Here is an 18,880-nt window from a genome sequence, read left to right as displayed (position 1 = left end):
ATGAACCACGTTAATAAAACAAACCATCTAATCAAACTTGAATTGGCTTTAGGCTACAGCTGAACCCCAGAAAAAGTGGGGCTGGGTGTCAAACCATGCCTCTGGGGCAAAGGGAGTATGGTCGTAGCCGACCCGGAGTAGGCACAATCCCTGAGCCGGAGCGGCATATTTGACGCGGTGACGCTGGCGCTGCTGCCAAAGCTGGCCAAACTCCGCTGGAGTTAACTCTCCACTGCCTACCTTTACTATCAGGCCCATAATCAGCCTCACCATGCCGTACAAAAAGCCTTTGGCCTGAAGCTCAACGGTAAGGAAGGTGTCCTGACGGCGGCATTCAGCTGCCTGAAGGTCTACCCAGGAATGGCTTTTGCCCGATCGCGTCCGGTGGAAAGCGGTCATGTCGTGGTGGCCAACCATGTCATCCAACGCCGCTTGAATTTTGCCCTGATCTAAGTATTGGCGGTAGTAGTGCCACACAAAGGGACGCACAAACAGGTTGGGCCGCTGCCCGGTGTAAAAGGTGTAGCGATAGCGTCGCCAACAGGCCGAAAACTGGGCATGCCAGGTATCGGGTACTGTTGCTGATGCCCGAATCAGGACGTCGTCAGGCAGACGGGCGTTGAGCACGTCTGCCCAGCGGTGTGACGGAATGAAACCCGGTGCATCAAAGTGGGCTATCTGAGCGGCCGCATGGACACCAGTGTCGGTACGCCCTGCGCCGCTAAGGCGTACGTCGTAGCCTAGCACCGAGCGAATCGCAGCCTCGATCTCGCCCTGTACAGTACGAGCATTGGGCTGCCACTGCCAGCCGTGTAGATGGGTACCCACGTACTGCACCACCAAAGCAACCCGCTGAGTTGCCTGGGCAAACTCGACAGGTTGGCTCTCCAAACTGCGCTGTATGGGTGATGACTTCTCCATGGGACACGGACAGGTACAAACAGTGGACTAATGGACAGAGGTGACCTGAGCAAACGTTGAAAAATGCTTAGGTCAGCTCGATAATAGCCATTTCGGAGTTGTCGCCCCGACGGCGAACGGTTCTGACGACGCGGGTGTAGCCACCATTGCGATCGCCGTAGCGCTCATCGGCTTGGCTAAACAGGGCATGAACGAGTTGTTTGTCGTAGATGTAGCCTAGGGCCTGCCGACGGGCCGAAAGCGAACCATCCTTAGCTAGAGTGATCATGCGGTCAGCCTCTTCGCGCACCGCTTTAGCCCGAGCCTTGGTAGTCGTAATTCGACCGTGACGGATGAGCTCCGTGGTCAGGGAGCGAAGCAGGGCTTTACGCTGGTCTGCAGGCTTCCCGAGTTGATGAACGCGACAGCGGTGACGCATGGTACTTAACTCAGATGAACAACAAAATTAAAAGCAACACAGGGAAAAATTAGAGGAGGCTAGGGCTAACCCTAAAGTAACTCTCTCGTCAAGCCGTTTTTGAAGCCTTCTCCAAGGGTAGGGTAATCCCTAACCGCTCCTGGAGAGCCTCGATAACCTCTTCGGCAGACTTTTGGCCAAAGTTTTTGATCTCCAGCAGGTCTTCCTGGCTGAAGTCCAGCAAATCTGCCACCGAGTTGATCTGGGCACGCTTCAGGCAGTTGTAGGCCCGCACCGAAAGCCGCAGCTCTTCAATAGGAATTTGATTGTTTGGATCTTCTTCCTTAACCTCTTCGTCAAACTTAGGCTCGAGGGTGACGTCTTTGAGCGGTACAAAAAGACTGACCAAAATATCAGCGGCCTGACTCATGGCCTGCTGAGGCGTAATGCTGCCGTTGGTCCAGATATCCATAATCAGCTGGTCACGCTGCATGGAGCCAGAAACAACTACTTCCTCGACGGTGTAGTTGACCTTCTTGACCGGCATAAATACTGAGTCAATTTGAATGAAGTCAAGGGCGGTGGCGTCGTCTTTGCTGCGCTCTACGGCCCGGTATCCCTGACCTCGCTCAATTCTGAACTCCATTTCCAGGGTGTGGCCATCGGCAACGGTAGCCACATACTGCTCAGGGTTAACCACTTCCACTTCAGAGGGTAATTCAAAGTGCCCGGCGGTGACTCGGGCTGGCCCCTGAACCAGAAGACGACCGATTTGAGGCTGACTAGAATAGCTCCGCAGCACAATCTCCTTCATGTTGAGGAGAATGTCGAGGACATCTTCTCGGACGCCAACAATCGTAGAGAACTCATGGGTGGCGCCAGCAATTCTGACGGCTGTAATCGCAATGCCCTCCAGGTTAGAGAGCAACACTCGCCGTAGAGCATTGCCTACTGTGGTTCCCTGGCTGCGCTCCAGGGGTTCGATTACAAATCGACCGTACTGACTCTGATCGCTTTCAACGACAGACTCTACGCAATCAACATGAAACTGTGCCAAAATCCTGCCTCCCTTAAACCTCGCAATACCCTGTCCACCGATGGAGCTACGTTCCTAATGCTTAAACTGAGCGCTTAAACTCGACGGCGTTTGGGTGGCCGGCAACCGTTGTGGGGGATAGGAGTAACGTCGCGAATTAGCGTTATTTCTAAGCCTGCTCCCTGTAGGGCACGAATGGCGGTTTCACGGCCTGCCCCAGGCCCACTTACCATTACTTCAATCTGGCGCATGCCCTGATCCATAGCCCGTCGGGCAGCGCCATCTGCCGCTGTCTGAGCTGCAAAAGGGGTGCCTTTTTTAGCTCCTTTGAACCCGCTAGATCCTGCCGAAGCCCAGGAAATTGCTTCCCCTGATTGGTCAGTGATGGTCACGATGGTGTTGTTGAAGGTTGAACGAATGTGGGCGACCCCACTGGGAACGTTCTTTTTACTCTTGCGAGGTCCGGTCTTTCGGGTTGGTTTGGCCATGGCGTTGTCACTAAACTTAGTTCAAGGAAACTTAGATCTGAATCACGTAACTGTCGGTGAGCAGTCAAAATTGGCAAGCACCGCTAAACAGTCGGAAAAACTCGCCACAAAGGTCAGCGAGCTTTCATACCTCAACCCTCCAATAGTAGCTGGGGGTTTAAGAAGTAGGACTAACTCTACTTCCGCGGCGCTTTCTTCTTACCTGCAACGGTGCGACGAGTGCCGCCCCGACGGGTGCGAGAATTGGTGCGGGTACGCTGACCCCGGACGGGCAGACCTGCCCGATGTCGCCGACCTCGGTAGGAGCCAATATCCATTAAGCGCTTGATGTTCATGTTCTCAAGCCGCCGCAGGTCACCTTCTACCTGGTAATCGCTTTCGACAGAATCGCGCAGCTTGGCCACGTCACTGTCTGTCAGGTCTTTAACGCGCACATCAGGACTGACCCCGGTTTTGGCCAGGATCTCCTTGGAACGGGTAAGGCCAATACCGTAGATGTAGGTCAAGCCAATTTCAACTCGTTTGTCGCGTGGTAAGTCCACGCCTGCTATCCGTGCCACCTTAACTATCTCCCCCAATACTTGGTTCTAACCAAACAGCCCCGTAGCGGCTACCCAGTAACTTTACTCGGGCTGCTGCCCAGATCTAGAAAACCCTATTAAACTGCTAAAACAGTCTGTTTTAGCCACTTTGCTCATCTATCTTTGCTCAATCACTGTTTGATGGGTTAGCTCTTCTCAGCAGGAAAAAGCCGCCGCACCAAACTTACCCTTGCCGCTGCTTATGCTTGGGGTTTGAGCAAATCACCATGACCCGACCGCGGCGGCGGATGACACGGCACTTATCACACATCTTGCGCACAGACGCACGGACTTTCATGTCCAACTCGCACTTTACTACAGAATTGCTATGCTAGCAAACCAACGCCAACCCGTCAATTGCAAATTTGAACTTGCCCCACGGGTTTCGCAGTCTCGGTGTGGCGACGACGGCGGTAGGGGCAAAAAGAAACCGCCCCGAGGCGGCTTCAGCTAGTTAATTAGTTTGCTCGCAGGTTTCTAGGCTCCTCGGTTGAGGGCCGATTCTACCTGTTTGAGCTCTTGCTCGACTCGGGTTTTGAGCTTCTCGGGCAGGGGGCGGTTGGGGTAGCTGCTGTAATGCCCTGCGATCGCATTCAGCGCAGTTCGCATTGTAGTGAACGAGCTGAGGTTGGCGACTGAAGAATCTCGGCGATAGCGAGAGGCAAAATCACTGATGACGGCTTTGGCCTCGGCTTGAGCCTCAAGTTTTGCCGGATCGTCGTCAGGCAGCGCGAGCGAGTTTCTGAGGCTATCCACCAGCATCAGGGTGTCCTGGCGATAGTCGCCAGTGAGCATGCCGCTGGTGCCTGCACTGCACCCTGTTAGGCCAACGACGGCCACCAGTACCAGGGCTAAAAGACGAGCAATTAAGGATTTCATAGGCTTCTTTGAAAAAGTTCAGGCCGAACGACAGGCCCTGAAGAATAGGCACTGAATCCTGCGCCAAAGCTGCGCTGGTGTCATTTCGGTGCTCTTATTCTATAGCGCCCTGTGGTCATAGTATTTTGGGTTTTGACCGGGACTCTCTGCCCTAAGCTGGATAAATACGCAGTCGGCGGTTGGGTTCTTCGCCGCAGCTGAGGGATTTGAGCCGGTAGTGTTCGGCCAGCTCGTGTTGCATTTTGCGAATACGGGCCGATCGCGGCAGTAGCTCCACCGGCTGCCCCTTCGGAATCACAATTTGCTCCACTGCTAGGCGAGCTTCTTCCAGGGCTTCTAGCTCATCGTCGCCGCCACTGTGGCTAAACAGTTCTAGATCCACCGCGGCGGGGTTATCGTCTAGATCCAGCAGCCGCTGTAGGGCGCGAGTAATTTGAGGAATGCTGTTGGACTTAACCAAGTGAACCGGAATCTGCCGCCCCTGGGCCATGTGTTTGAGCTTGGCCTGGGCTTTGGCATGCGATCGCAGCGCCAGCACCGCATCCGCGTTGTCTAGGTCTTTAGTGACTACCACTGGCATGTGCAGCGTTTGAATCACCCGCTCTAGCTGGTGGCGGCTGAGGCCGTAGGGGTAGAGGCGCATGGCATCTTCCCCATTGGGACCCACAATATCGCCGTCATCGACCGTGTCGAGTAGGTGAGCAAACACAGGATCTGTCGTCGGTTCTGGGTTAAATGCCTGCCCCAGGGGCCGGACATTGCTGCCGTTGCCCAGGGTGCGTTGGGCCACAGCAGAGCTAGCGGTAGGCGGCACCATCTGCCCAGCCGCTCGCCAGCCCAAACCCGATCGCGAGGGCTTGGCGACCTCTCGTCCTGAGCCAGGTAGCTCGTGGGTAATCACCACCTTCTGGTTTTCATCAACAGTGCGAATTTGCAGCCCCGGCTGTCGCCCACGCAGAAGGTTATCAATGGTGACAGTCACATCGTCATGGACGGCCCAGCGCTGGCGCTCCAGCATTTCTACCGCAATGTCAAAGGTGGGTGGTGCTTTGCGCTCCAGCACGCTCTTCTGGCTGCCCCGGCGACGGGCTTCCTCATCCCCGAGGGTGACCGACTGAATGCCGCCGATTAGGTCAGAGAGGGTGGGGTTCTTAATCAGGTTTTCGAGCCGATTGCCGTGGGCGGTGCCAACGAGCTGCACTCCGCGCTCCGCGATCGTGCGAGCGGCCAGGGCCTCTAGCTCGGTGCCAATTTCGTCAATGACGATGACCTCAGGCATGTGGTTTTCCACCGCCTCAATCATCACCCGGTGCTGCTCCTCGGGACGGGCCACCTGCATACGTCGCGCGCGACCAATGGCTGGGTGGGGGATATCGCCATCCCCGGCAATTTCGTTGGAGGTATCGATGATGACCACCCGCTTTTGCAGATCATCGGCCAGCACACGAGCAATTTCGCGCAAGGCGGTGGTTTTGCCGACGCCAGGGCGGCCCAGCATGAGAATGGAGCGACCGGTTTCGACCAGATCGCGAATCATGCCAATGGTGCCAAAGATCGCCCGACCTACCCGACAGGTGAGGCCTATTACCTCACCGGATCGGTTGCGAACGGCGCTGATCCGGTGCAGAGTTTTCTCAATTCCGGCGCGGTTGTCGCCGCCAAAGGTGCCAACCCGCTTGATGCAGTGATCTAGGTCGACGTGGGTGACGGGCTCCTCAGCTAAGTATTCCACGCTGTTGTAGAACCGGGCTTCGGGCAGACGACCCAGATCTAAAATGACCTCAATCAAACTTTGACGCTGGGGGTGCTGGGTCAGCCGCAGGCGAATCGCAGGCGGCAAAATACTCAGGAGCTGATCTAAGTCGTCGATAGGAGGGGCTTGGGCAGGGACAGGCTGTGGTGGGGCTGTCCCTTCAGGTTCGGTGGGTAAAAAGTCCACGGCGAGATTGTGAGTGGCAGAAATGTTGTTGGCGGAGCTTTTGTCGGAGGCACTGTCAGGGGCACCGTTGCCCAAGTCGTTGTATATTTCGTTGTTGACGCGGTCACTGTTGCTTGAGCTAACCATACCGTGTGGGTAAAAAATGTCTATCTATCTTGAGCTGGTTCACTAGTTGTTGAGCTAGGGCCAACCCCTGACCTAGGGCACTGTTATCAAGGCGTTGCCAAGGGGCGACGGGGGCTGTGTCAGACGTAGGGCTGCCCCACTGACCGTTAGAAGGCTGGTTTAGGGAGGCGTTTCCTAACCAGGGCTGAAGTTCGTAGTCAATGGCATCGAGCAGCGGCAGCACCTGCGATCGCCCGTAGCCACCGTAGGCAATACCTGAAATCGTGTTGCGGACTAAGACTGAACCATGGCTGGCCATCCCACCGCTCTGGGAGGACGCCAAGCCGCTAGGGGGAAAGTCTGGGTAAGAAGCAGAGGGCGTGTTTTTTATCAAGCCAAGAGCGAGCAACTTATCTACAGTGTAGCCATTGGTGCCACCAGCGGGTTGAACGTGACCCGGTAGACCAGCCTGTAGAATCTTTTGGGCCAGGCGAATGGCGGCATGGGTTGTACCCTTGCCCAGGTCACCGCTCATCGGGCGGCCGTCGGTCTGCCAGATCAGTGGCACTGCAAGGGGAGCCATCAGGTTGTAGAGGTCTTGCAGATAGGGCACTACCCGATCGTGGTCAGGGCAGCTGATGGATATTAGTTTGAGGTGAGGTCGCCAGGGCTGAAGCCGCTGCCAAAGCTGCTCAAACTGGGCCTGGTGCCCGGTCTGGGTGTGAATTTCAACGGCATCAATCTGGACCAGTTGTTCACTGGAAAACGCTTCTGGCCGAGCCATGTAAGACTGCGCTTCAATACGGTCTAGCGGGCAGACGGCTATGCAGCGACCGCAGCCGTAGCAGAGATCCGGCTTCACCCCGCCCTGACTGGCTGAACGAAACTGAATCGCGGCGGTGGGGCACACGGGCTCGCAGGGGCGATCGCAGTCCGGCGGACAATGGGCCGCGTCGAAATGCGCTTTGCGAAAATGGGGGTCTTCGCTGTCGTTGAGGCTGACCATAAGCCAGGGTAGGCCGCGATTTGCCAGCGCAGACGCTTTGCGATCGCCCAAACGCTCAGTCAGCCATACCGCATCCTCCAAGCCCTGGCGAGCAGCGGCCACTACGGCCCCATCGGCGGCCACATCAATACAATCGGCCCCGGCTAAAGCGTAGAGCATGGCCAATCGCCGTATGGTTGGCATGTCCTGGTAGCTGGCACCGCAGATCAGCTTGACCCAACTTCCCGCCTGTAGCGATTGGTAGGGAGATGGCGACGGGTTTTCTGCGGTGTAGCTCCCGGCAGCAGTCCCAGGGGCGGTTTCAGTATCCATGCAGGTGGCAAATCCTGGCAGGGGGCATCCAGCTTTTCTAGCGCAATTTGGACGTCGCGGGCTGGCTTGAGGGCCAGAGCAGGGCTAGATCAAATTGGCTAGGGGTTCCCAGCTAAAAGAGCGATCGCCACCCACTTCAACCACCACCTTAACCCGAGGCTCGATAGTCGGCAGGCTGACCAGGTAAGACAGCTCCTGGTGCGACAGAATGTGTCCCTCAATCAGCCAGAGCACCATGCCTTTGGCCTTAGCAGACATCGACTCAAGGCGATAGGTCAGCATTGGCGGAATGAAATAGGTGTAGCCCACTGCCGCACCGCTGCCCAGCGTTTTTTTGCCCAGGTGGGGCGGGCGCACGCCGTGCACAGCCGTGAGGTAGGACGATAGATCCCCCAGACCGCGGGCCGTCAGCTTCATCGTTTCGTAACCAGTGGCCTTGAGGCGGCGCTCGTAGCGGCCTTCAAACCCACCTTCTAGGGGCATGCGCACGGCGATCGCGCCATTGCTTTCCAAGTCCTTAATGAAAGGTTTACCCGTTGTTAGCAGCGCCATAGTTGCCCTCGGCCAAACAATATCAGGTGTTATTGTACTGTGTTCAGGACAGAGTAATGTATCAACATGGGTTCCCGCCAGGGCAAACGCATACTCGGCGAGTAGGGATACTAATGGATAAGTTTGACATCGAGGCTATCCATGTCCCCTTCAGTGCCACCGACCGATTCACTGTTAAGCCACTTTGGGGGTCTAGAGGATCCTCGTACCGGCTATCTGATTGAGCACCGCTTGGTGGATATGGTGGCCTTGACCATCTGTGCGGTGGTCTGTGGCGCAGAGACCTGGGTCGATATCGAGGCCTACGGCCAGAGCAAGGTGGATTGGCTAAGCACCTTTCTGGCGTTGCCGCACGGCATTCCGTCCCATGACACGATTAGTCGGCTGTTTGCCCAACTCGCTCCCGAGCAGTTACAAGACTGCTTCCTGAGCTGGATTCAAACCGTGGCTCAGCTTAGTGCTGGAGCGGTCGTTGCTGTGGATGGCAAAACCTTGCGGCACTCCTATGACCGAGGCCAGGGTAAAGGCGCTATCCACATGGTGAGCGCCTGGGCGGCTGAGAATCGCCTAGTGCTGGGGCAAGTTAAGGTGGACGAAAAATCGAACGAAATTACGGCGATTCCTGACCTGCTAAAGGTGTTGGCTCTCAACGGCTGCATCGTCACCCTCGACGCCATGGGAACCCAGAAAACGATTGCGAAACAGATTATCGGTCAAGGCGCTGACTATATCCTCAGCCTCAAAGGCAATCAAGAGGGACTGTACGAGGATGTTCAACAAGTCTTTGCCTGGGCGCGGCAGCAGAACTTCAAGAACATCCCCCACGAGGCCTATCAGACGATTGATAAGGGCCACGGTCGGCTCGAAATCCGGCGTCACTGGTTACTCGACTCCGTTGAGCATCTGGTGGATGCCGACCAATGGGTGGGGCTGAAGCGGGTCGGCTTGATTGAATCAGAGCGCCGTCTCTCCGGCCAAGCCCCGACGATTACCCAACGCTACTATCTCGTGAGCCTTGATGGCGGTGTGGAGCGCTTTGCTCAAGCCACTCGCAGCCACTGGGGCATTGAAAATAGTCTCCACTGGTGCCTGGATGTGGCCTTTCATGAGGACGACTCCCGCATTCGCACAGGCTATGCTCCCCAAAACATGGCTGTCATTCGACACATGGCCCTCAACCTGCTCTCTCAAGAATCCTCGGCCAAGGTTGGCAAAAAGGCGAAACGCCTTAAAGCTGGCTGGGATAACACTTATCTCACCAAAGTCCTGGCTAGCGCAGGGTGAGTATGCGTTTGCCCTGGGGTTCCCGCGCTTTGATTTGTTCGCTCTCTAAGAGAGATTTCTGGACCCAGAAATCTTTTTAGGGAAAAGCTATAGACATAATCAAGCCAGGGATGTACCATAGTAAATCGCCGACAAAAAGGATACTGAGTGGTTCAGTGAACTGCCCAAGTCCTGGCATTTGGCTGTTCTGATGCCGCACCACCACTGGTGTTTGCGGATTTGGCTAAGAGTTCGCCTCAATCAGAATCAAGCCAGCTTTCTTTTGAATTGTGGCCGATTGTATCGGTACCGCTCGCCTTGGTGAGCTTCTCCACTGTGGGGTGTTCAAAAGTTGATGTCGTTGTAGATGCGCAAAGCTCTCAGCTTAGAGAGTCCTGCGCATTTCGTAGTGTGTTAATAGGGAGACAGGACTGTGGCAGTCGGTATTCTTGGCAAAAAACTGGGCATGACCCAGATATTCGATGAGGCAGGCAATGCTATCCCCGTCACGGTGGTGCAGGCTGGCCCTTGTGTAGTCACTCAAGTCAAGACTAAAGACACCGATGGCTATGCGTCCATTCAGCTAGGTTTTGATGAGGTGACCGAGAAAAAGCTGAACAAGCCCGAGTTGGGCCATCTCGCTAAATCCGGTAGCGCTCCTCTGCGTCACCTGAAGGAGTACCGTGTCGAGACTGCTGACAGCTACGAGCTGGGGCAGGCGATCACCGCTGACACCTTCACAGCCGGTCAGATCGTAGATGTCACCGGCAAGAGCATCGGTCGGGGCTTCTCCGGTTACCAAAAGCGCCACAACTTTCGCCGTGGTCCCATGGCCCACGGCTCTAAGAATCATCGCCTGCCCGGTTCGACCGGTGCCGGTACAACCCCTGGTCGGGTTTACCCAGGTAAGCGTATGGCCGGTCAGTACGGTAACACCAAGGTGACCATTCGCAAGCTAGAAGTGGTTCGGGTAGACCGCGATCGCAACCTGTTGCTGATCAAAGGCGCTATCCCCGGCAAGCCCGGTGGGTTGCTGAGCATTGCTCCAGCTCAATGGGTTAAGGCTTAGGTTTCAGCAGACGGCAGGCGGTTCAAGCCTTTAGGCATGCAAAGCTTTTTAAGGGATAGGTTCAGACAATGGTTGAGTGCGTTGTAAAAAACTGGGAGGGCGAAGAGGCGGGTACGGCATCCCTAGATCTTCAGGTTGCCAAAGAAGAGTCTGCCTCTCATATCGTCCATCGCGCCCTGGTGCGGCAGATGAACAATGCCCGACAGGGCACGGTTTCCACCAAAACCCGCGCTGAGGTTAGGGGGGGTGGGCGCAAGCCCTGGCGGCAAAAAGGAACGGGCCGGGCCCGGGCCGGATCTAACCGCTCTCCCCTCTGGCGTGGCGGCGGCGTAATTTTTGGCCCCAAGCCTCGTGACTACAGCGTCAAGATGAACCGTAAAGAGCGACGACTCGCCCTGCGCACCGTCCTTCAAAGCCGGATCGATGATCTGGTGGTGGTTGAGGGGTTTGAGGATAAGTTTTCCCGGCCCAAAACCCGCGAGTTGCTCAATGCGATTGATCGCTGGGGCATTGACCCTAACGCCAAAATTTTGCTGGTGATTGCTGAACGGCAGGAACTGGTTTATCTGTCGGCCCGTAACATTGAGAACGTCAAGCTAATCACTGCCGCCAATCTCAATGTCCACGATCTGCTCAACGCCGACCATCTCGTAATTACGTCCCCAGCCCTTGAGGCCATCCAGGAGGTTTACAGTGATTAATGCCGCAAATACCCCATCTCTGGCTGATCTAATCCGTCGGCCCCTGGTAACCGAAAAAGCTACCCTCCTACTGGAGAATAACCAGTACGTCTTCGAAGTCGATCCCCGTGCCAACAAGCTGCAAATCAAGGCGGCGATCGAAGAGCTATTCGATGTCAAAGTGGTTGCGGTCAACACCTACAACCCTCCTAAGAAAAAGCGCCGGATGGGCCGTTTTGTGGGCAATCGCCCCCACTATAAGCGCTCTGTGGTCACTCTGGCTGCTGGAGACTCCATTCCCCTCTTCCCCGATCTGTAACAAAGTTTAGGTTCAGATTTCTCAGCCGTTTTTGCCGTGTAGCCAGCAAGTATTTCCATGGGCATCCGTTCTTACAGACCTTATACCCCAGGCACGCGCGAGCGAACTGTCTCCGAGTTCGCCGAGATTACTCGCAGCGAGCCAGAAAAGTCGTTAACTCGCTCCAAGCATCGTCCTAAGGGGCGCAACAATCGGGGTGTGATTACCTGTCGTCACCGAGGGGGCGGGCACAAGCGGCTCTATCGAGTTATAGACTTCCGTCGCGACAAACTTGGGGTGGCGGCTAAGGTTGCCTCGATTGAATATGACCCCAACCGCAACGCCCGTATCTCGCTACTTCACTATGAGGATGGCGAAAAGCGGTACATTCTTTGTCCAGCTGGGTTAACGGTGGGCAGCACGGTCATTTCGGGGCCAGATTCTCCCTTAGAAGTTGGCAATGCTCTGCCTCTCTATAAGATTCCCTTGGGCACGACGGTGCACAATGTCGAGATGCAGGTTGGCAAGGGCGGACAGATGGTGCGCTCAGCTGGAGCTGGAGCCCAGGTAGTCGCTAAAGAAGGTGATTATGTCACTCTCAAACTGCCTTCTACCGAAGTACGCATGGTGCGTCGGGAATGTTACGCCACCATCGGCCAGGTAGGTAACGCTGATGTCCGCAACGTCAGTTTGGGTAAGGCTGGCCGCAAGCGCTGGATGGGTCGCCGCCCCGAGGTGCGCGGTAGCGTCATGAACCCAGTTGATCACCCTCACGGTGGTGGTGAGGGTCGGGCACCCATTGGGCGTTCTGGCCCGGTTACTCCCTGGGGTAAGCCTGCTCTGGGCTACAAGACCCGCAAGAAAAACAAAGACAGCGACAAATACGTGGTGCGTCGTCGCCGACGTGTGTCTAAGCGGGGTCGTGGCGGTCGTAACGCCTAAGCTTTGTCTACAGATTTCTGTCTTGGTTGATTGGCTGTTTCTTGAACTGTTATTGGCGCTGAAGCATCATGTCTCGCTCATTGAAAAAAGGCCCCTTTGTGGCCGATCACCTGCTCTCTAAAATTGAAGCCCTCAATACCAAGGGCGACAAGCAGGTGATTAAAACTTGGTCGCGGGCATCGACTATTTTGCCCCAGATGATTGGTCACACCATTGCGGTGCACAACGGCCGTCAGCACGTGCCGGTCTACGTTACTGAGCAGATGGTGGGCCACAAGCTGGGCGAATTTGCTCCCACACGAACCTTTCGTGGCCACGCTAAGACCGATAAAAAAGCTCGTCGTTAGGTATTAGGTAGAGGAACTGGAGAAATGGCTGTAGATACCTCAGAGCAGGTTAAAGCGGTGGCCCGCTACGTTCGCATGTCGCCCCGTAAGGTGCGCCGAGTGCTCGACCAAATTCGCGGCAAGAGCTATCGAGATGCGCTTATCATTTTGGAGTTCATGCCCTACAAGGCCTGCGAACCCATTATCAAAGTGCTACGTTCGGCGGTTGCCAATGCTGAGCACAACAACGGACTTGACCCCGCTGGTTTGGTCGTGAGCGAAGCCTTTGCCGATGCTGGTCCGGCACTAAAGCGGTTCCGCCCTCGAGCGCAGGGGCGGGCCTACCAAATTCGCAAGCCGACTTGTCACATCACCATTGCCGTAGCTCCGGCTGCCGAGTAATCGGTGTTCGCTAAATCGATACCGCCGTTCAAACACCAGTTGTTTAAGCACCAATTTCCAGAGGGTTAGTTCGTGGGACACAAGATTCATCCAACCGGGTTTCGCCTTGGCGTAGTTCAAGAGCATCGCTCTCGCTGGTTTGCCGAGGGAACTCGCTATCCTGATTTACTGCAGGAAGACTACCGCATTCGCGAGTATGTTCAAAAGACGTTGAACAATGCTGGCATTGCTGATATTCGCATTGAGCGCAAGGCCGACCAGATTGATCTTGAAGTGCGCACGGCTCGCCCCGGGGTAGTCGTAGGGCGCGGTGGCGCTGGTATCGAAGCCCTGCGCGTGGGTGTGCAAAAGCTGCTCAAGGATTCTAGTCGTCAGATTCGCGTCAATGTGGTTGAGGTGAATCGGGTCGATGCTGATGCCGCTCTGGTCGCGGAGTACATCATTCAGCAGCTAGAACGCCGGGTGTCGTTCCGTCGGGTAGTTCGTCAGGCAATTCAGCGAGCTCAGCGGGCTGGGGTCGAGGGTATCAAGATTCAGGTGAGCGGCCGCCTCAACGGTGCTGAAATTGCTCGTACTGAATGGACTCGCGAGGGTCGGGTTCCTCTCCATACCCTGCGGGCTGACGTCGACTATGCCTACACTACGGCTCAAACCACCTACGGCATTTTGGGTGTCAAGGTGTGGATCTTTAAGGGCGAGATTATTCCAGGGCAGGAAGAGGCCCCGGTGACTCCTAATGCCCAACCCCGGCGACGGCAGCCCCGACGACGACCGCAGTTTGAGGACCGCTCTAACGAAGACTAGAGCTGGCCCCGTGTTTCTTTGATCGCCCCATTTTTTGATTGCTTTGACCTGTGACTTCACGAGTGCCGATCCATGCTTAGTCCAAAACGAACTAAATTTCGCAAGCAGCACCGCGGGCGTATGCGCGGAATGGCTCAGCGGGGCAGCGATATCAACTTCGGTGATTTTGCCCTTCAGGCTATTGAGCCCTGCTGGCTGACGTCTCGCCAGATCGAGGCGGCCCGACGAGCCATGACCCGCTACGTGCGGCGGGGCGGCAAAATCTGGATTCGCGTCTTCCCTGACAAGCCCGTAACTATGCGTCCGGCAGAAACCCGTATGGGTTCGGGTAAGGGTAACCCAGAGTTTTGGGTTGCTGTGGTAAAACCAGGTCGCATTGTCTTTGAGATTGCTGGGGTGCCTGAATCGACTGCTCGCGAAGCCATGCGGCTTGCTGCCTTCAAGCTGCCCTTTAAGACCAAGTTCATCGCGCGCGACAGCAAGGAGGCATAGGTAATGGCACTGTCAAAGATCAAAGAAGCCCGCAGTTTGAGCGATGAAGAACTGCTGACTGCGATCGCCGAAATTAAGCGTGAGCTGTTTCAACTTCGCTTTCAGAAGGCCACTCGGCAGCTGGACAAGCAGAACCACCAGTTTAAGCATGCTCGTCACCGCCTATCTCAGCTAATGACGGTTCAGCGGGAGCGTCAGCTAGCCGCCCTAGACGAAGAGGTGGCGGCCCAGGCCAACGCAGCGTCAACGGCCACAACAGAATCGGTATCAGTGTAGGGAATAGGTGAAGCAGATGGCGGTTAAAGAACGAGTGGGGATGGTGGTCAGTAACAAGATGGATAAGACCGTCGTGGTTGCTGTGGAAAGTCGGACCTCCCATCCTAAGTACGGCAAGATTGTGGTGCGCACTAAGCGCTACAAAGCCCATGACGAGGAGAATACCTGCCAGGAAGGCGATCGGGTGAGGATTCTAGAAACTCGTCCCCTGAGCCGAACCAAGCGCTGGGTTGTGGCTGACATTGTTAATCGCGCGGCAGACGCATAGGGGGAGATTGTGATTCAGCAAGAATCGTACTTAAACGTGGCAGATAATAGCGGTGCTCGGAAGCTGATGTGCATCCGTGTGCTGGGCGGTAACCGTCGCTATGCCGGTGTCGGCGATGTGATTATCGCCGTTGTCAAAGATGCCCTACCCAACATGGGTGTGAAGAAATCGGACGTGGTGCGGGCCGTGGTCGTACGTACTAAAAAAGGTTTGCGCCGCAGCAGTGGCATGAGCATTCGCTTTGATGACAACGCGGCTGTAATCATTAACCAGGACGGCAATCCCAAGGGTACTCGCGTGTTTGGCCCGGTTGCCCGTGAGCTGCGCGACAAGAACTTTACCAAGATTGTGTCGCTGGCACCGGAGGTTCTCTAATGGCAACAACAACTAAGACACCCGTGCGCCACAAGGTTCACGTACGCAAAGGGGATACGGTTCAGGTGATTGCCGGGCGCGATCGCGGCAAAGTGGGCGAAGTGCTCTCCGTCATTCCTAAAACCAGCCAGGTGATTGTGCAGGGCGTCAACATTCGCACCAAGCACGTCAAGCCTCAGCAGGAAGGAGAATCGGGGCAAATTGTTACCCAAGAGGCTCCTATCCACAGCTCCAACGTCATGCTGTACTCGGAAAAAGAGAAAGTGGCTAGTCGGGTCGCCTACACATTCACCGAAGACGGCCGTAAGGTGCGGATGCTGAAAAAGACCGGAGAAATCATCGACTAGGCCCACCAGCTGACTCTAGAAAACTAGTCCTGACCAAGCCCAGGAAAGCAGAAGAAACGACCCATGACCGACCAGCTTAAGACAGTATATAAAGACACAGTAGTACCTAAACTGATGGAGCAGTTTAAGTACGAAAACATTCACCAGGTACCCAAGGTTGTCAAGGTGACGGTTAACCGGGGACTTGGGGAAGCCTCTCAGAATGCCAAGGCGCTGGAATCCTCTCTGAGTGAGCTAGCCCTGATCACCGGACAACGCCCGGTAGTTACCCGGGCCAAGAAGGCGATCGCAGGTTTCAAAATTCGCCAGGGTATGCCTGTGGGAATCATGGTAACCCTGCGCTCCGATCGCATGTATGCCTTTCTAAACCGTCTTATCAACCTGACCCTGCCCCGTATTCGCGACTTTCGCGGTATTAGTCCCAAGAGCTTCGACGGACGCGGCAATTATACCCTGGGTCTGCGAGAGCAGTTAATCTTTCCTGAAATTGACTACGACAGCATCGATCAGATTCGCGGTATGGATATCACCATCGTGACCACCGCCAGCACCGATGAAGAAGGCCGAGCGCTACTCAAGGAATTGGGTATGCCGTTCCGTGACAACTAACACAGGTTTATACGCGTACTAGAACTATGGCTGCTAACGACACAATTGCGGATATGTTGACTCGCATTAGGAATGCGAATCTAGCGCGGCACCAAACCGTGGGCATTCCTTCTACCCGGATGACCCGGAGTATTGCCAAGGTACTGAAGGAGGAAGGCTTTATCACTGATTACTCTGAGACCACCGTTGAAGAACGGCCTCAGCTAGTGGTCGCCCTCAAGTACAAGGGCAAAACCCGTCAGCCCATCATTCGTAATCTCACCCGCGTTAGTAAGCCCGGTCTACGCGTGTACTCCAACCGAAAAGAACTGCCCCGGGTGCTGGGCGGTATCGGCATTGCCATTGTTTCCACCTCCAGTGGCATCATGACCGATCGCGATGCTCGTCGTCAGGGCATTGGTGGTGAAGTGCTTTGCTATGTCTGGTAGCCAGGCCAGTTAGGTAGGGCTTGTGGCTAACTGCCATTCCCCTACTGTCAGTCATAAGGGCGTTATCGAGTGCTAAGGATTTAGGAGTTTTGCATCATGTCACGTATTGGCAAACGGCCAATCCCAGTCCCGGCTAAGGTGTCAATCACGATTGACGGTCAGGATGTTCAGGTCAAAGGACCCAAGGGTGAGCTATCTCGTACCTTGCCCAGTGGCGTTGTAGTGGTTCAAGAGGGCGACACCGTACTGGTGAATCGCAAAGACGATTCTCGGCTAGCCCGTGAGCGGCATGGTCTTTGCCGCACCCTAGTTGCCAATATGGTAGAAGGGGTTTCCAACGGTTACCAAAAGCGCCTAGAAATTCAGGGCATTGGCTATCGAGCCCAGGTACAAGGCCGTAACCTGAACCTCAGTCTGGGCTACAGCCATCCCGTTGTTTTTGAGCCGCCTGCGGGCATTGAATTTGTTGTTGAAAACAACACCAATGTAGTGATCAGTGGCATTGATAAAGAGTTGGTTGGTAACATTGCCGCCAGCATTCGGGCGAGCCGTCCTCCCGAACCTTACAAGGGCAAGGGTGTGCGCTACGCCGGTGAGCAGGTCAGACGTAAGGCCGGTAAGTCAGGGAAGAAGTAAGCCATGAAAGCAAGTCGTAAAGAATTAACTCGTCGCCGTCACGCCCGCATTCGTCGCCGCGTGTTTGGCACCCCTGAACGGCCTCGTCTGGCCGTGTTTCGCTCAAATCAGCACATCTACGCTCAGATCATTGACGATACGATTCATCACACTCTGGTGGCTGCATCGTCTGTTGAGCCTAATGTCTTGGAGGATGAGGCGGGCGCAACCCAAGAATCGGCTGCGGTAGTCGGTAAGTTGGTAGCTGAGCGAGCATTAGAAGCTGGCATAACTCAGGTTGTTTTTGATCGAGGCGGCAAGCTTTACCACGGTCGAGTAGCGGCCCTAGCCAATGCGGCTCGTGAAGCCGGTTTGAGCCTCTAGAACTTAACCCGCATAGCTTCAAATCGAGAACACTTAATTCTGCTTGATGTAAATAAGTCTGGGAAAAGGCATGGCAAACCGTCGCAAAGAAGCGCGTACTAAAGAGAAAAAAACCGATTGGCAGGAGCGCGTCGTTCAAATTCGTCGTGTAACTAAGGTCGTGAAGGGGGGTAAAAAGCTCAGCTTCCGGGCCATTGTCGTGGTCGGTAACGAGAAAGGCCAGGTCGGCGTCGGCGTCGGCAAGGCTGGGGATGTGATTGGCGCTGTAAAGAAGGGCGTGGCCGATGGCAAGAAGCACTTAGTTGATGTGCCTCTGACTCGCTCCTATTCTATTCCTCACCCCTCCAGCGGTATTGGTGGTGGTGCGAAAGTATTTATGCGCCCTGCGGCCCCTGGTACTGGGGTAATCGCGGGTGGTGCTGTCCGCACCGTGCTGGAGTTGGCGGGGGTACGTAATGTACTGGCCAAGCAGCTAGGGTCTAACAACCCCCTCAATAATGCCCGGGCGGCTGCAGATGCCCTGGCCTCTCTGCGCACCTTCGCTGATGTAGCTGAAGAGCGCGACATTCCAGTCGAAAGTCTGTACGTTTAATTTCTTTCGATATCGCTGTTTCTATTTTCCTCAGCCATGAGAATCAACGACGCACAACCACAAGCAGGCTCTAAGCGCCGCCGTCGCCGCGTTGGCCGCGGTATTTCGGCGGGCCAGGGTGCCAGCTGCGGCTTCGGTATGCGGGGCCAAAAATCGCGATCGGGTAGCGGTACTCGGCCTGGTTTTGAAGGCGGTCAAATGCCTCTTTACCGCCGTATTCCCAAACTCAAGCATTTTCCTTTGGTAAATCAGAAGGAATACACCATTATCAATGTTAAAGGTTTAGCTGACTTAGCTGCGGGTACCGATGTATCCCTTGAGTCACTGCTAGAGGCTGGTATTCTAACCACCAATGATGGCCCCCTCAAGGTGCTAGGCGATGGTGAACTGGGCGTAGCTCTGAATGTAAGGGCAGCTGCATTTACCCAGTCGGCCAAGGAAAAAATCGAGCAAGCTGGCGGCACCTGCGAAGTGGTCGCATAGCGATATAGTTC

Annotated in this window: 29 protein-coding genes; 19 read left to right on the top strand and 10 right to left on the bottom strand. The window is 55.4% G+C overall.

All coding sequences use genetic code 11. The annotated features are described in order from the left end of the window. Positions 1–48 precede the first annotated feature (48 nt). The 10 genes from truA to IQ265_RS18495 all read right to left on the bottom strand — a co-directional run bounded on the left by truA (position 49) and on the right by IQ265_RS18495 (position 8,216). A complete protein-coding gene (truA, locus tag IQ265_RS18540; RefSeq protein WP_194056258.1) occupies positions 49–921 on the bottom strand; it encodes a tRNA pseudouridine(38-40) synthase TruA in 873 nt (290 codons plus the stop codon). Between the two features lie 67 nt (positions 922–988). Continuing rightward, entirely contained in the window at positions 989–1,339 is a 351-nt protein-coding gene (gene rplQ, locus IQ265_RS18535; RefSeq protein ID WP_194056256.1) for a 50S ribosomal protein L17, read from the bottom strand. A gap of 88 nt (positions 1,340–1,427) precedes the next feature. Further along, positions 1,428–2,375: a DNA-directed RNA polymerase subunit alpha gene (locus IQ265_RS18530; protein ID WP_106919546.1), complete on the bottom strand. Its 948-nt coding sequence runs from the start codon at positions 2,373–2,375 to the stop codon at positions 1,428–1,430. 74 nt (positions 2,376–2,449) lie between these two features. Next, on the bottom strand, positions 2,450–2,842 hold the full coding sequence (rpsK, locus tag IQ265_RS18525; protein WP_035991933.1) for a 30S ribosomal protein S11: 393 nt from the start codon (positions 2,840–2,842) through the stop codon (positions 2,450–2,452). 176 nt (positions 2,843–3,018) lie between these two features. Then, positions 3,019–3,402, bottom strand: coding sequence for a 30S ribosomal protein S13 (rpsM, locus tag IQ265_RS18520; protein WP_194056254.1), 384 nt, complete (start codon positions 3,400–3,402; stop codon positions 3,019–3,021). A 205-nt stretch (positions 3,403–3,607) separates the two neighbouring features. Next, positions 3,608–3,721, bottom strand: coding sequence for a 50S ribosomal protein L36 (rpmJ, locus tag IQ265_RS18515; RefSeq protein WP_071527191.1), 114 nt, complete (start codon positions 3,719–3,721; stop codon positions 3,608–3,610). A gap of 179 nt (positions 3,722–3,900) precedes the next feature. Then, complete coding sequence (psb27, locus tag IQ265_RS18510; RefSeq protein ID WP_194056251.1) at positions 3,901–4,302, bottom strand: photosystem II protein Psb27; 402 nt, start codon at positions 4,300–4,302, stop codon at positions 3,901–3,903. A 151-nt stretch (positions 4,303–4,453) separates the two neighbouring features. Then, complete coding sequence (locus IQ265_RS18505) at positions 4,454–6,367, bottom strand: R3H domain-containing nucleic acid-binding protein (protein ID WP_228038071.1); 1,914 nt, start codon at positions 6,365–6,367, stop codon at positions 4,454–4,456. Beyond that, entirely contained in the window at positions 6,360–7,664 is a 1,305-nt protein-coding gene (locus IQ265_RS18500; RefSeq protein ID WP_194056249.1) for a circadian clock protein LdpA, read from the bottom strand. Before IQ265_RS18500 ends, IQ265_RS18505 begins: the two co-directional genes overlap by 8 nt. Before the next feature lie 84 nt (positions 7,665–7,748). Then, positions 7,749–8,216: an NAD(P)H-quinone oxidoreductase subunit N gene (locus tag IQ265_RS18495; RefSeq protein WP_194056246.1), complete on the bottom strand. Its 468-nt coding sequence runs from the start codon at positions 8,214–8,216 to the stop codon at positions 7,749–7,751. Positions 8,217–8,357: 141 nt separating this feature from the next. Here IQ265_RS18495 and IQ265_RS18490 point away from each other — a divergent pair, with 141 nt between their 5' ends. From IQ265_RS18490 to rplO, 19 genes are all read left to right on the top strand, one after another. Then, a complete protein-coding gene (locus IQ265_RS18490) occupies positions 8,358–9,500 on the top strand; it encodes an ISAs1 family transposase (protein ID WP_194056244.1) in 1,143 nt (380 codons plus the stop codon). 412 nt (positions 9,501–9,912) lie between these two features. Further along, positions 9,913–10,548: a 50S ribosomal protein L3 gene (rplC, locus tag IQ265_RS18485; RefSeq protein WP_194056242.1), complete on the top strand. Its 636-nt coding sequence runs from the start codon at positions 9,913–9,915 to the stop codon at positions 10,546–10,548. A 68-nt stretch (positions 10,549–10,616) separates the two neighbouring features. After that, positions 10,617–11,249 (top strand): 50S ribosomal protein L4, encoded by a 633-nt coding sequence (gene rplD, locus IQ265_RS18480; RefSeq protein ID WP_194056240.1) that lies wholly within the window; start codon positions 10,617–10,619, stop codon positions 11,247–11,249. Further along, the gene (locus IQ265_RS18475) at positions 11,242–11,547 is read left to right on the top strand and encodes a 50S ribosomal protein L23 (protein ID WP_194056238.1); all 306 of its coding nucleotides are present in this window, start codon (positions 11,242–11,244) and stop codon (positions 11,545–11,547) included. Before rplD ends, IQ265_RS18475 begins: the two co-directional genes overlap by 8 nt. A 57-nt stretch (positions 11,548–11,604) precedes the next feature. Further along, the gene (gene rplB / locus IQ265_RS18470; RefSeq protein ID WP_194056236.1) at positions 11,605–12,468 is read left to right on the top strand and encodes a 50S ribosomal protein L2; all 864 of its coding nucleotides are present in this window, start codon (positions 11,605–11,607) and stop codon (positions 12,466–12,468) included. A gap of 68 nt (positions 12,469–12,536) precedes the next feature. Beyond that, the gene (gene rpsS / locus IQ265_RS18465) at positions 12,537–12,815 is read left to right on the top strand and encodes a 30S ribosomal protein S19 (RefSeq protein WP_035991915.1); all 279 of its coding nucleotides are present in this window, start codon (positions 12,537–12,539) and stop codon (positions 12,813–12,815) included. A 24-nt stretch (positions 12,816–12,839) separates the two neighbouring features. Continuing rightward, positions 12,840–13,196: a 50S ribosomal protein L22 gene (rplV, locus tag IQ265_RS18460; RefSeq protein WP_073609630.1), complete on the top strand. Its 357-nt coding sequence runs from the start codon at positions 12,840–12,842 to the stop codon at positions 13,194–13,196. Positions 13,197–13,268: 72 nt separating this feature from the next. Next, positions 13,269–14,000, top strand: a complete 732-nt coding sequence (gene rpsC, locus IQ265_RS18455; RefSeq protein WP_194056234.1) for a 30S ribosomal protein S3 — start codon at positions 13,269–13,271, stop codon at positions 13,998–14,000. 72 nt (positions 14,001–14,072) lie between these two features. Then, entirely contained in the window at positions 14,073–14,492 is a 420-nt protein-coding gene (gene rplP / locus IQ265_RS18450; protein ID WP_194056232.1) for a 50S ribosomal protein L16, read from the top strand. A 3-nt stretch (positions 14,493–14,495) separates the two neighbouring features. Continuing rightward, on the top strand, positions 14,496–14,768 hold the full coding sequence (gene rpmC / locus IQ265_RS18445) for a 50S ribosomal protein L29 (RefSeq protein WP_194056230.1): 273 nt from the start codon (positions 14,496–14,498) through the stop codon (positions 14,766–14,768). Between the two features lie 16 nt (positions 14,769–14,784). Next, the gene (gene rpsQ, locus IQ265_RS18440) at positions 14,785–15,036 is read left to right on the top strand and encodes a 30S ribosomal protein S17 (protein WP_035991905.1); all 252 of its coding nucleotides are present in this window, start codon (positions 14,785–14,787) and stop codon (positions 15,034–15,036) included. A 9-nt stretch (positions 15,037–15,045) separates the two neighbouring features. After that, a complete protein-coding gene (gene rplN, locus IQ265_RS18435; protein ID WP_035991903.1) occupies positions 15,046–15,411 on the top strand; it encodes a 50S ribosomal protein L14 in 366 nt (121 codons plus the stop codon). Beyond that, the gene (rplX, locus tag IQ265_RS18430; RefSeq protein ID WP_194056228.1) at positions 15,411–15,758 is read left to right on the top strand and encodes a 50S ribosomal protein L24; all 348 of its coding nucleotides are present in this window, start codon (positions 15,411–15,413) and stop codon (positions 15,756–15,758) included. Before rplN ends, rplX begins: the two co-directional genes overlap by 1 nt. A gap of 63 nt (positions 15,759–15,821) precedes the next feature. Then, positions 15,822–16,367 (top strand): 50S ribosomal protein L5, encoded by a 546-nt coding sequence (gene rplE / locus IQ265_RS18425; RefSeq protein WP_194056226.1) that lies wholly within the window; start codon positions 15,822–15,824, stop codon positions 16,365–16,367. 26 nt (positions 16,368–16,393) lie between these two features. Further along, on the top strand, positions 16,394–16,795 hold the full coding sequence (gene rpsH, locus IQ265_RS18420; protein WP_035991897.1) for a 30S ribosomal protein S8: 402 nt from the start codon (positions 16,394–16,396) through the stop codon (positions 16,793–16,795). 96 nt (positions 16,796–16,891) lie between these two features. Next, on the top strand, positions 16,892–17,431 hold the full coding sequence (rplF, locus tag IQ265_RS18415; RefSeq protein WP_194056224.1) for a 50S ribosomal protein L6: 540 nt from the start codon (positions 16,892–16,894) through the stop codon (positions 17,429–17,431). Between the two features lie 3 nt (positions 17,432–17,434). Continuing rightward, positions 17,435–17,794 carry a 50S ribosomal protein L18 gene (rplR, locus tag IQ265_RS18410; protein ID WP_194056222.1) on the top strand — a complete coding sequence of 120 codons (360 nt, stop codon included), beginning with the start codon at positions 17,435–17,437 and terminating at the stop codon, positions 17,792–17,794. 70 nt (positions 17,795–17,864) lie between these two features. Beyond that, the gene (gene rpsE / locus IQ265_RS18405) at positions 17,865–18,386 is read left to right on the top strand and encodes a 30S ribosomal protein S5 (protein WP_194056220.1); all 522 of its coding nucleotides are present in this window, start codon (positions 17,865–17,867) and stop codon (positions 18,384–18,386) included. Between the two features lie 36 nt (positions 18,387–18,422). Next, positions 18,423–18,869, top strand: a complete 447-nt coding sequence (gene rplO, locus IQ265_RS18400) for a 50S ribosomal protein L15 (protein WP_194056217.1) — start codon at positions 18,423–18,425, stop codon at positions 18,867–18,869. The last annotated feature ends 11 nt before the right edge of the window (positions 18,870–18,880 follow it).

The organism is Nodosilinea sp. LEGE 06152, from assembly GCF_015207525.1.
In the GTDB taxonomy this organism is placed as follows: Bacteria; Cyanobacteriota; Cyanobacteriia; order Phormidesmidales; family Phormidesmidaceae; genus Nodosilinea.
The sequence above is the reverse complement of the archived record's forward strand: the minus strand, read 5'-3'. Positions and strand labels throughout refer to the sequence as shown.